Origin of the sequence: Bradyrhizobium quebecense (genome assembly GCF_013373795.3) — a bacterium.
In the GTDB taxonomy this organism is placed as follows: domain Bacteria; phylum Pseudomonadota; class Alphaproteobacteria; order Rhizobiales; family Xanthobacteraceae; genus Bradyrhizobium; species Bradyrhizobium quebecense.
The window spans coordinates 2,880,627-2,892,561 of the sequence record NZ_CP088022.1 but is presented as its reverse complement, the minus strand read 5'-3'; the positions used below and the strand labels follow the sequence as shown (position 1 = coordinate 2,892,561).

At 64.4% G+C, this 11,935-nt stretch carries 10 protein-coding genes; 7 read left to right on the top strand and 3 right to left on the bottom strand.

Annotation, left to right across the window (positions count from 1 at the left end; all coding sequences use genetic code 11):
* Positions 1-8 precede the first annotated feature (8 nt).
* Positions 9-899 (top strand): VOC family protein, encoded by an 891-nt coding sequence (locus HU230_RS13850; RefSeq protein ID WP_176531182.1) that lies wholly within the window; start codon positions 9-11, stop codon positions 897-899.
* 9 nt (positions 900-908) lie between these two features.
* Here the strand turns inward: HU230_RS13850 and HU230_RS13845 are convergent, their stop codons facing one another.
* A complete protein-coding gene (locus tag HU230_RS13845) occupies positions 909-2,072 on the bottom strand; it encodes an OpgC domain-containing protein (protein ID WP_176531183.1) in 1,164 nt (387 codons plus the stop codon).
* Between the two features lie 241 nt (positions 2,073-2,313).
* Here HU230_RS13845 and HU230_RS13840 point away from each other — a divergent pair, with 241 nt between their 5' ends.
* On the top strand, positions 2,314-2,619 hold the full coding sequence (locus HU230_RS13840; protein ID WP_092113947.1) for an ETC complex I subunit: 306 nt from the start codon (positions 2,314-2,316) through the stop codon (positions 2,617-2,619).
* 142 nt (positions 2,620-2,761) lie between these two features.
* On the opposite strand, the gene HU230_RS13835 is transcribed toward HU230_RS13840, so the two are convergent.
* Positions 2,762-3,259, bottom strand: coding sequence for an Lrp/AsnC family transcriptional regulator (locus tag HU230_RS13835; protein ID WP_176531184.1), 498 nt, complete (start codon positions 3,257-3,259; stop codon positions 2,762-2,764).
* A gap of 2 nt (positions 3,260-3,261) precedes the next feature.
* Positions 3,262-3,915: a TetR/AcrR family transcriptional regulator gene (locus tag HU230_RS13830; RefSeq protein ID WP_176531185.1), complete on the bottom strand. Its 654-nt coding sequence runs from the start codon at positions 3,913-3,915 to the stop codon at positions 3,262-3,264.
* Positions 3,916-4,101: 186 nt separating this feature from the next.
* On the opposite strand from HU230_RS13830, the gene HU230_RS13825 reads away from it, so the two are divergent.
* The 5 genes from HU230_RS13825 (at position 4,102) to HU230_RS13805 (ending at position 11,701) form a co-directional block, all read left to right on the top strand.
* Positions 4,102-5,274 (top strand): isovaleryl-CoA dehydrogenase, encoded by a 1,173-nt coding sequence (locus HU230_RS13825; protein ID WP_176531186.1) that lies wholly within the window; start codon positions 4,102-4,104, stop codon positions 5,272-5,274.
* 86 nt (positions 5,275-5,360) lie between these two features.
* The gene (locus HU230_RS13820; protein WP_176531187.1) at positions 5,361-6,965 is read left to right on the top strand and encodes a carboxyl transferase domain-containing protein; all 1,605 of its coding nucleotides are present in this window, start codon (positions 5,361-5,363) and stop codon (positions 6,963-6,965) included.
* A gap of 14 nt (positions 6,966-6,979) precedes the next feature.
* Positions 6,980-8,989: an acetyl/propionyl/methylcrotonyl-CoA carboxylase subunit alpha gene (locus HU230_RS13815; protein ID WP_176531188.1), complete on the top strand. Its 2,010-nt coding sequence runs from the start codon at positions 6,980-6,982 to the stop codon at positions 8,987-8,989.
* Positions 8,986-9,912: a hydroxymethylglutaryl-CoA lyase gene (locus HU230_RS13810; protein WP_176531189.1), complete on the top strand. Its 927-nt coding sequence runs from the start codon at positions 8,986-8,988 to the stop codon at positions 9,910-9,912. The genes HU230_RS13815 and HU230_RS13810 overlap by 4 nt, the downstream gene beginning before the upstream one ends.
* Positions 9,913-10,189: 277 nt before the next feature.
* A complete protein-coding gene (locus HU230_RS13805; RefSeq protein ID WP_224943264.1) occupies positions 10,190-11,701 on the top strand; it encodes a sensor domain-containing diguanylate cyclase in 1,512 nt (503 codons plus the stop codon).
* Positions 11,702-11,935 lie beyond the last annotated feature (234 nt).

Genomic DNA, 11,935 nt, shown 5'->3' with positions numbered 1-11,935 from the left:
GGATCGGCATGGCTGATGATGGTGCGAGCTTCGCTTGGTATGAGCTGCTGACCACGGACGTGGGAGGAGCGAGTGCCTTTTACGGCAACGTTCTCGGCTGGGTGACGAAGGATGCGTCCATACCCGGGATTTCTTACAAATTGTTCATGTCGGGCGAGCTTACCCGAAGCGGTCTGATGGAGTTGCCGGAGGAGGGTATACGCCAGGGCGCAACCCCGCGATGGATTGGTTATGTCGGTGTCGACGACATGGATCTTGCCGTTCACCGAATGCTAGAACGTGGTGGCTCCGTCTACGTGCCGCCGACCGGCACCAATATCGGCCGCATCTCGATCGTCGCCGACCCGCAGCGGGCGACGTTCGGATTGCTTAGCGGATCAAGGATCGCTCGGCCCGCGGTTGAAGGCCCCGATGCCCCTGGGCGGGTCGGCTGGCATGAACTGCTGGCTGCCGATTGGAGAAAGGCCTTTGGTTTCTACAGCGAGGTTTTTGGCTGGCGACAGGCCGACAGCGACTTCGCCGGCGCCGAGTCCTATCAAGTGTTCTCTGCTGGTGGGCAGACCATCGGTGGAATCTTCAACAAGCGTCCGCTCGAACCGATCGCGTTCTGGCTTTACTATTTCAACGTCGACGACGTCGACGCAGCCATCGTGCGAGTCAGGGCCGGTGGCGGACGGGTCTACGAGGGGCCGCTGGAACTGCCGAACGGCAGTTGGATCGTCCGCTGCCTTGATCCGCAGGGCGCCACGTTTGCGCTGGAGGGAGCGCGCAGCTCCGATAGCATCGCGAAGGCGCCGGCGGCCGAGTATCGCTGGACCACCACCTGGGATGGGTTCACTTCACAGGGCAGGTGGCGAAGCGGTCAGCCGGGAGGCAAAGGGCGGCGGCCGGGCAAATGACGCGCTCTGTTACCCAGCCTTTGCCGGTGCCGCAGGCTTCTGCGCTGGCGGCTTGATCGGCTTGTCCTGCCGCTTCGACCACGAGATGTAATAGGCCACGATCGTCATGATCGCGATGCCGGAGATGCTGACGAAGATCTGCGCGAACAGCGAGCCCGAACTCATCGAGAGTTCGAAATGTCCGACAAAGGACAGGAACACGCCGACGCAGAACACCGCGAGCGACTGCTGGCCGCAGACGATCAGGGGATCGAACACCTTCCACTCCAGCGCCGACCAATCCTTCGGGACGAAGCGGATCACCAGCACCGTGATCACCACGAAGTGCAGGAAGCGATAGGGCGCTAGGTTGGTCTTGTCGTTCGGGTTGAACGTGGAATAGAGCCATTCCGGGAACATCGCGCCGAAGTCCGGGAAGCGGCCGGCCATCGTCATGATCAGGGCGAAGATCATATAGGCGATGCAGAACCACAGCGTGTAGCGCGAATTGATGATGTGCATGTTCGCGCGTGCGCCGCCCATCGCGCACCACGAGCCGAACACGAACAGCACCTGCCAGGCGAACGGATTGAAGTACCAGGTCCCGGCCGGGTAGGCGGGCAGGTTCCAGCCCATGTGCCGCGACACCAGCCACAGCGCGAGCGAGGCCAGCATGGTCCAGTTCGGCTGCCGCAGCATGAACCACAGCACCGGCGGGAACAGGCCCATCAGCACGATGTAGAGCGGCAGCACGTCGAGATTGACCGGCTTGAACTTCAGGAACAGGCCCTGACGCAGCGTCTCGGTGGCGTTGTCGACGAGGCCCGCGACATTGAACTCGTTGATGATCTCGGAATCGCCGAAGCGCAGCGCCAGATAGCTGATCGAGGCGATGTAGATCACGAAAAGGATGATGTGGGCGACATAGAGCTGCCAGACCCGCTTGGTCAGCCTTGTGGCGCCGACGATGAAGCCGCGCTCGAGCATCATGCGGGCATAGACGAAGGATGCGGTGTAGCCGGAGATGAAGACGAACAGGTCCGCGGCATCGCTGAAGCCGTAATTCCGGGTCGTGATCCAGTTCACGATATTGTCGGGGATGTGATCGAGGTAGATCGCCCAGTTCGCGATCCCGCGGAACAGGTCGAGCCGGAGGTCACGTCCTTTGTCGGGCAGGTGAGCGTGGATTTCCATGGGGCGCCGCTTCCTCGAGATGATGCTGTCGAGAAGGCCGCGCCGCGGGCCCAAGGGGCTCCAAACCGAAGCCCCCGAGGCCAGATTGTCACAGCGCGGTAGAATGACTATACCGGTCCGGCGAAGGCTCCCTCCGAGATCGAGGAATCACCGATCAGATCGTTGAAAGGTGTCTCTATACTATCCCGGCGGTTTCCTTCAAATCGCTTCCATATCGCACATCCCACGGGGCCGACCATCCATGACCGCACGCATTTTTAAGCCCGCCAAAAACGCGATGCAATCGGGACGTGCCAAGACCAAAGAGTGGCAACTCGACTACGAGCCGGAGCAGCCGCGCACCGTGGAGCCCTTGATGGGCTGGACCTCGTCCACCGATATGAAGCAGCAGCTCACGCTGCAGTTCGAGACCAAGGAGGAGGCGGTCGCCTATTGCGAGCGCAAGGGCATTGCCTACCAGGTGATCGAGCCGAAGGATTCCGCTCACCGCCAGATCGCCTATGCCGACAATTTCGCGTTCCGCCGCTGGGAGCCGTGGACGCACTAGGCCATACCGCTTCAAAACGAGTTCAATTCCGTCATGGCCGGGCTTGTCCCGGCCATAAACGTCTTTGCTGCCTGAATGAAGAAACGACGTGGATGCCTGGCACGAGGCCGGGCATGACGAGTCTGGCGGAAGGGGCTCCGGGTCAGCCCGCGGGGCTTGGCGCGGCGAGGGCACCCGGGATTGGCAGCGGCGCATCCTTGGAGACGCCGAGCACCGGAAAACTTCGAATTTTGCGCACGTTGGGCAGACCCGCGAACTGCAGCAGCTGCTGACGCATATCGTCGACGCTGGGCGCGACGCATCTCAGCATGAAATCCGCATCGCCCGAGATCCGCCAGCATTGCAGGAAGCGCGGCACGGCCGCGACCGCCGCCTCGAACGCCTCGATCGCAACCAGGTTCTGGCTGTCGAGCTGGATCAGGACGAAGGTCGTCACCTCATAGCCCAATAGCCGTTCGTCCAGCGTGGCGCGGATCGCCTGCACCACACCGCGGCTGCGCAAGGCGCGGACCCGGCGCAGGCAGGGCGGGGCGGTGATGCCGACGCGTTCGGCGAGCTCGTTGATCCTGATCCGGCCGTCCCGCTGCAATTCGGACAGGATCCGCAAATCGATGTCATCGAGCTGTGGGCGCTCTGTCACAGTCACGAGCCCGCTACCGCAGTCCGCGGGCTCTTGCTGCCGCTGCCGACCCGACCGAGCGCGGCCTGCGGTGCGACGCCCGACAGCACCAGCTTCTCATGCGCCGCGATGATGGCATCGCGGGTCAGCCGGCCGCCGGGGCGGTACCAGGTGCAAAGACCCGTCAGCAGCGCGATGATGGCGAAGGTCGCGACCTGGATATCGCCAACTTCGAACACGCCGTCCGAGACCCCCTCGGTGAGAATCTGCGCCAGCCGCTGCTCATAGGCACCGCGCAACGCCACCACGACGTCGTAGTTCTTGGCATCGAGGCTGCGCAGCTCGGAATTGGCGATGAAGACCTCGCGCTTGCGGGTCATGTGATAGCTGACGTGGAAGGCGACGAAGGCGCGCAGCTGCTCGACCGGATCGGCTTTGCCCTCCAGCGCGAGATCGAGCTCGCGCAGCAAATCGTTGATATGCTCCTGCACCAGATCGAACAGCAGGTCCTGCTTGGTTGAGATATGGTTGTAGAGTGAGCCGGCCTGGATCCCGACCTCGGCGGCGAGCTGGCGCAGGCTCATTGCCTCGTAGCCGCGCTCGAAGATCAGGCGCACGCCGGCCTTGCGGATCGCCTCCAGCGTCGTGGGGCCATGTGAGCCGATCGTGCGTGCCATCGGGGCCTCGGAGGGATGTTGGCTTGTCAGGGAGTACCGGAAACAAGCAAACGACCGTATGTATATCGCATGAAATCCCAGTAAATTCAACGAACTGCGGATTTCACATGCAAACCATAGCACAGTCGCTTGCGAAGCCAAGAAAAAAACGTATGATCGTTTAATTGCAATCTCATGGGAGGGGTCATGGCCTCGAACCGGGCGGCAATCTTCAATTTCGACCTTGGCGAGACCGCGGATGCGATCCGCGAGACGGTGCATGATTTCTCGACCAACGAGATCGCGCCGCGCGCCGCCGAGATCGATCGCTCCAACACCTTTCCGCGCGACCTCTGGCCGAAAATCGGCGCGCTCGGCCTGCACGGCATCACGGTCGAGGAGGAGTACGGCGGATCGGGCCTCGGCTATCTCGAGCACTGCATCGCGGTCGAGGAGATCTCGCGCGCGTCGGCTTCGATCGGGCTGGCTTACGGGGCGCATTCCAACCTCTGCGTCAACCAGATCCGCCGCAACGGCAACGAGGCGCAGAAGCGCAAATATCTGCCCAAGCTGATCTCCGGCGAGCATGTCGGATCGCTGGCGATGTCGGAGCCCTCCGCCGGTTCCGACGTGGTCTCGATGAAGACCCGCGCCGAGAAGAAGGGCGACCGCTTCGTGCTCAACGGCAACAAGATGTGGATCACCAACGGTCCCCACGCCGAGACGCTGGTGGTCTATGCCAGGACTGATGCCAATGCCGGCCCGCGCGGCATCACCGCCTTCATCATCGAAAAGGGCATGAAGGGATTTTCCACCGCGCAGAAGCTCGACAAGCTCGGCATGCGCGGCTCCGACACCTGCGAGTTGGTGTTCGAGGATTGCGAGGTGCCGGAGGAGAACGTGCTCTCCGAGGTCGGCCGCGGCGTCAACGTCTTGATGTCCGGTCTCGACTATGAGCGCGCGGTGCTGGCGGCGGGACCGATCGGCATCATGCAGGCCTGCATGGACGTCGTGCTGCCCTACGTCCACGGGCGCAAGCAGTTCGGCGAGCCGATCGGCTCGTTCCAGCTGGTGCAGGGCAAGATCGCCGACATGTACACCACGATGAATGCCTCGCGCGCCTATGTTTACGCGGTGGCGAAGGCCTGCGACCGCGGCGAGACCACGCGCGAGGACGCCGCCGGCGCCATCCTCTATGCCGCCGAGAAGGCCACCCAATGCGCGCTGGACGCGATCCAACTCTTGGGCGGCAACGGTTACATCAACGACTATCCGACCGGTCGGCTGCTGCGCGATGCGAAGCTCTACGAGATCGGCGCCGGCACCAGCGAGATCCGCCGCATGCTGATCGGCCGCGAGCTGTTCGCGAAGACGGCCTGAGCTGCGCACCGGCCGTCGTGCCTCCGGCGCGGCGGCTCGGTTTCCAAAAAATCCTGTCGGCCACTCCAACGAAACGTGCAACAGCGATGCCGCTTCATTCGACGATCGATCCCACATCCTCTGAATTCGCCCGCAACGCTGATGTGATGCGCAGCCTGGTCGCGGAACTCCGGGACAAGCTCAAGCAGGTCGCGGGCGGTGGGGGCGAGACCTCGCGCAAGCGGCACACCTCGCGCGGCAAGATGCTGGCACGCGATCGCGTCGATCTGCTGGTCGATCCCGGCACCGCATTCCTCGAACTGTCGCCGCTCGCCGCCAACGGGCTGTACGGCGGCGATGTCCATTCGGCCAGCGTCATCACCGGCGTCGGACGCATCTCCGGGCGCGAATGCATCATCGTCGCCAATGATGCCACCATCAAGGGCGGCACCTACTACCCGCTGACGGTGAAGAAGCATCTGCGCGCCCAGGACATCGCGCGGCAGAACAATCTGCCCTGCGTCTACATGGTGGATTCCGGCGGCGCCTTCCTGCCGCTGCAGGACGAGATCTTTCCCGACGAGCGGCATTTCGGCCGCATCTTCTACAACCAGGCCCAGATGTCGTCGCAGGGCATCCCGCAGATCGCGATCGTGATGGGCTCCTGCACCGCCGGCGGCGCCTATGTGCCGGCGATGTCGGACGAGAGCATCATCGTGCGCAATCAAGGCACGATCTTCCTCGGCGGCCCGCCGCTGGTGAAGGCCGCGACCGGCGAGGTTGTCACTGCCGAAGAGCTCGGCGGTGCTGACGTCCACTCCCGGCAGTCGGGTGTGACCGATCATTACGCGCAGAACGACGCCCATGCGATCGGGATCGCGCGGCGCATCGTCGGCACGCTGAAGCAGCCGGCGAAGGCGCCGCTCAACATGAAGGCGCCGCAGGAGCCGCTGTTTCCCGCCGAGGAGATCTACGGCGTGGTCTCCGCCGACGGCCGCAAGCCGTTCGACGTGCATGACATCATCGCGCGGATCGTCGACGGCTCCGAATTCGACGAATTCAAGAAGCTCTACGGCACCACGCTGATCTCCGGCTTCGCCCATATCTGGGGCTATCCGGTCGGAATCATCGCCAACAACGGCATCCTGTTCAGCGAGAGCTCGCTGAAGGGCGCGCATTTCATCGAGCTGTGCTGCCAGCGCGGCATTCCCCTGGTGTTCCTGCAGAACATCACCGGCTTCATGGTCGGCAAGAAGTACGAGGCGGGCGGCATCGCGCGCGACGGCGCCAAGTTGGTGACCGCGGTTGCGACCGCCGGCGTGCCGAAATTCACCGTCGTGATCGGCGGCTCCTACGGCGCCGGCAATTACGGCATGTGCGGCCGCGCCTACAGCCCGCGCTTCCTCTGGCTGTGGCCGAACGCCCGCATCTCCGTGATGGGCGGCGAGCAGGCCTCGATGGTGCTGAGCCAGGTGCGCCGCGACGGCATCGAGGCCAAGGGCGAGAGCTGGTCGGCGGAAGAGGAAGACAAATTTCGCGAGCCGATCCGCGCGCAATACGAGAAGCAGGGCAATCCCTACTACGCGACCGCGCGGCTCTGGGACGACGGCGTGATCGATCCCGCCGACACCCGCCTGGTGCTCGGGCTCGGCCTGTCGGCCGCCGCCAATGCGCCGATCGAGCCGACGAAGTTCGGCCTGTTCAGGATGTGACCCAGGATCTGATCATGGACCGCTCAAAACTCTACCGGCGTTTCCGCACGCTTCTGATCGCCAACCGCGGCGAGATCGCCTGCCGCGTCATCCGCTCGGCGCGCGCCATGGGGCTGCGCACCGTCGCGGTCTATTCCGAGGCCGACCGCGACGCGATGCACGTCGCACTCGCCGACGAGGCCGTGGTGCTCGGGCCCGCGCGGGCGCGCGACAGCTATCTCAACATCGAACGGGTCATCGCAGCCGCAAGACAGACCGGCGCCGAGGCCGTGCATCCCGGCTACGGCTTCCTGTCCGAAAATGCCGAGTTCGCGCAGGCCTGTCTCGATGCCGGTTTGGTGTTCGTCGGCCCGACCGCCGCGATGATGACCGCGATGGGCTCGAAATCCGGCTCGAAGGCGTTGATGGAGAAGGCCGGCGTGCCGCTGGTGCCCGGCTATCACGGCGAGGTGCAGGACGAGGCGATCCTGGCGGAGGCCGCCAACCGGATCGGCTTCCCGGTGCTGGTCAAGGCGTCGGCCGGCGGCGGCGGTCGCGGCATGCGCGTGGTCAATTCGGCGGGCGAGCTGTCGGCCGCGATCACCAGCGCCAAGCGCGAGGCCAAGGCGGCGTTCGGTGACGACCGCATGCTGATCGAGAAGTACGTGCAGAACCCGCGTCATATCGAGGTGCAGATCATCGGCGACAGCCACGGCAATCTGCTCTCGTTGTGGGAGCGCGAATGCACGCTGCAACGCCGGCACCAGAAGGTGATCGAGGAGGCGCCGTCGCCGACGCTCAACGCCGCGCAGCGCGAGACGGTCTGCGAGGCCGCCCGCAAGGCGGCCGGCGCGGTCAATTATGTCGGTGCCGGCACGATCGAGTTCGTCTCCGACGGCAAGGATGTGTTCTTCATCGAGATGAACACCCGCTTGCAGGTCGAGCATCCCGTCACCGAGCTGATCACCGGCGTCGATCTCGTCGACTGGCAGCTGCGCGTCGCGTTCGGCGAGGCGCTGCCGCTGAAGCAGGACGAGATCAGGCTGAACGGACACGCGATCGAGGCGCGCGTCTACGCGGAAAATCCGCAGAAGAACTTCATGCCCTCGGTCGGCCGCATCAAGACCTGGCGGACGCCGCCGGAAGGCGACGGCCTGCGCATCGATGCCGGCTATCGCAGCGGCGACAACGTCTCGCCGTATTACGACGCGATGCTCGCCAAGGTGATCGCCTGGGCGCCGACGCGCGAAGGTGCGATCGAGAAGCTCAATCGCGGGCTGCAAGAGACCGATGTCCGCGGCATCGTCACCAACATCCCGTTCCTGTCGGCGCTGGTGACGCATCCGGAGACGCGCGCCAACGCGATCGATACCGGCTTCATCGAGCGCGAGCTGAAGAACCTGACATCAGGCACCGGTGCCGCCGGTGAGTTCGAGCTCTGCGCGGCGGTGGCCGCGATCGTCAACGACGAGCAGAAGGCGGCGCGGCGCGAGGCGAACTCGCCCTGGCAGGCGTTCGGCTGGATGCCGGTCGGCCGCCGTCAGCGGGTGTTCTCGTTCCGGCAGGGCCATGAGGCGCCGCACACCATCACGTTGCACTATGGCAATGGACCGTCGACGCTCTCCGTCGGCGGGCGCGAGCTTGCCTTTGCCATCTCCTCACCCGGCGATGATGGCTTCGACCTGACGCTCGACGGCCTCAAGTCGCGCGTCGCTTCGGTCATCGAGGGCCACGAGCTGTACTTGCGCACCCGCAACGGCCGTTTCGACCTGCACTGGGTCGATCCGTTCGGCGGCGAGAGCGAGGAGCAGGTCGGCGAGGACAAGATCGTGGCGCCCTTGCCGGGCACCGTGGTCGCGCTGCTGGCCGAGGAGGGCGCGACGCTGGAGAAGGGCGCGCCGATCCTCACGCTCGAAGTGATGAAGATGGAGCAGACCCTGCGCGCGCCCTATGCCGGCGTGCTGAAGAAGCTCAAATGCAAGGTCGGCGACATCGTCGGCGAGGGCGTCGAGCTTGCCGAAGTCGAGCCCGCGGCCGCGTCATGAGTGATCAGATCCACATCGTCGAGATGGGGCCGCGCGACGGCCTGCAGAACGAGAAGACGCCGGTCAGCGTCGAGGCGCGCGTCGCCTTCGTCGAGGCGCTAGTGGCGGCGGGGCTTAAGACCGTCGAGGTCGGCGCCTTCGTGTCGCCGAAGGCGATCCCGCAGATGGCAAGCTCCGACCAGGTGCTGCGCGGCGTCAGCCAAATCAAGGACAAGGTCAAGGGCGCCGAATTCCACGTGCTGGTGCCGAACGAGAAGGGCTATGACGCCGCGCGCGCGGCAGGCGCCCAGGTCGTCTCGGTGTTTGCGGCGGCCTCCGAAGGATTTTCGCGTGCCAACATCAATTGTTCGATCGCGGAGTCGATCGAGCGCTTCAAGCCGGTGCTGGCGCGTGCCAAGGCCGACGGCGTCAAGGTGCGCGGTTATATCTCCTGCGTGCTGGGTTGTCCGTTCGACGGCGAGATCAGGCCGAAGGCGGTCGCCGACCTCGCAATGACGCTATGGGATCTCGGCTGCTACGAGATCTCGCTCGGCGACACCATTGGCGTCGGCACGCCGCTCAAGGCGAAGGAGATGCTGCGTGCGGTTGGCGCCGAGCTTCCGGTCGGCAACCTCGCGATGCACTTCCACGACACCTATGGCCAGGCGCTCGCCAATCTCTATGCCGGCATGGAGGAGGGCGTGCGCGTCATCGATGCCGCCGCCGGCGGCCTCGGCGGCTGCCCTTATGCGCCCGGCGCCACCGGCAACGTCGCGACCGAGGATGTCGTCTACATGCTCGAGGGCATGGGCGTGAAAACCGGTATCGACATGGACAGGCTGCTGGCCACGACCAACGAGGTCGCCGCCTTGCTCGGCCGCCCGCCGGTCAGTCGCGTCGCCTCCGCGCTGAACGCGAAACGGAAGCGGCTCGGCGGATCGTAGGGGCACGGGTTCCAGGGACCGCGGGATGGAACCCGTTTTGCGGCGCACACCGCCTTCGTTACCCCTCTGGGTCAAAACCCCTCGAAAGCGTTCACGCCTTGGTGACTCAAACATGCTGATGTGAGGGGGCTCGCAATTGCTCCAGGTGCGTCTCGCCATGTCCGGACAGGTGTCAGCTTCCCGCGGCCGAACGTTTTTGGCCGGAAAGATCGTCTTCAATTTCGGTCGGTCGGCCTTCGATTGCACGGTCCGGCAGCTCACCGATACGGGAGCGACCGTGGAACTCGAAAGCGTCGTTGGCATTCCCGACCAGGTCCAACTGTTGATTGTCGGTACCAATCAGGTGAGGCCATGCAAACGGTTGTGGCAATCGGACCGCCAGCTCGGCCTGGTGTTCGAGGCGCAGCAGGCGAATGCTGCGGCACCCGCGCCAGCAGCAGTCGTGCCTGCCGCTGCTGCGCCATCAGCCATTCCGGAGCGGCGCAGCGGCGATATTCTGCGCGGGCACATGCTGGCGCTGCGCGCGGCGCTCGATCAGATCCCGGTCGGCATCCTGCTTTTGGACGCGGAGCTGAAAGCCCTGTTCATCAACCGCGCGTTCCGGAACATGTGGCAGCTTCCGGACGCGGTGGCCGACCGCAATCCCAGCTTCACCGATCTGATGCATCACGGCTGCAAGACCATGGCCTATGAGCTGCCGGCTGAGCAGCTTCAAGCCTATGTTGCCGAACGCGTCCGCCTCGTGAGTGTCGGCGATGCAAACCCGATCGATCTCAGGCGCAGCAATGGCGATGTGGTTCGGTGTCAATGCACGCCGCTGCCCGATGGCGGCCGGATGATGAGCTACACGCCCGTGACCGACATCGTGCGCGCATCGGACAAGTTGAAGGTGCTGACCGGCGCCCTCGAGAACGTGGAGGACGGCGTCGTCCTGCTTGATCGCGATCTCAATGTGATTTTCCTCAACCGGCGCATGCGAGAATTCTGGGAGGTGAGCGAGGAGGAGGTTGCGCGGCATCCGGCGTACGTCACGCTTCTCACGCGCAGCCGCCGGGCAGTCCCGACCGGCTCGACCCCGGAGCAAATCAAAGCCTTTCCGGCGAAGCGGATCGCCGAGATCAAGGCGGGCGATCACAAGCGCGACGTCCAGACGCCTGATGGCCGCAATATCAGGATCCATTGCTCGACCATGGCAAACGGCGGCCGGATGCTGACCTTTGTCGACGTGACCGATCTTGTCGGTAATGCGCGACAGCTCGAGGTGCTCGCGACCACCGATCCGCTCACCGGACTGTTCAACCGCAGGCACTTCCTGACGACGCTGGATGCAGAGTGGAGCCGGTTCCAGCGCTACTATCGCTCCGTCTCCGTCCTGATGGTCGATATCGACTACTTCAAGAGCATCAATGACCGGCTCGGTCATGCGGCCGGCGACGAGGCCATCAAGGCCGTCGCCGAGATTTGCACACGCGGCAAGCGCAAGTCCGACGTTGTCGGCCGTGTCGGAGGCGAGGAGTTCGCGGTTCTGCTGCCGGAAACGACGTTGTCGCGCGCCCGGACAGTCGCCGAGCGCATTCGCAAGAGGGCGGAAGGATTGAAGTTGGGGGCGGATGATCGTCCTGTGCCGCTGACGGTGAGCATCGGCGTTGCCGAGGCCCTCACCAGCATGCCCGGGATCGAGGCGCTGATGAAGGCCGCCGATGCCGCGCTCTACCTGGCCAAGGAGCACGGCCGGAATCGTGTCGAGTGCTGGGCGCCTCCGGCACCGCCGAAGCTGGCGGCCGAGTAGCGACTCCATCGTCATTCCGGGGCGTGCGAAGCACGAGCCCGGAATCCATTGTGCCGCATTATGCAAACCCCCGCGGCAAAAACATTTCTCTTCATCCGAATTGCAACTGCGTGCGTGCGATCGGCACCCGGCTTTCCCTGCGCCCTCTGTTCGGGGAGAGGGCGGCAATCAAGACACAACTAATGCGAGCTACTTAGCTATGCGGAAACTTAAGGTGCGTGTCAGGTTCCCATA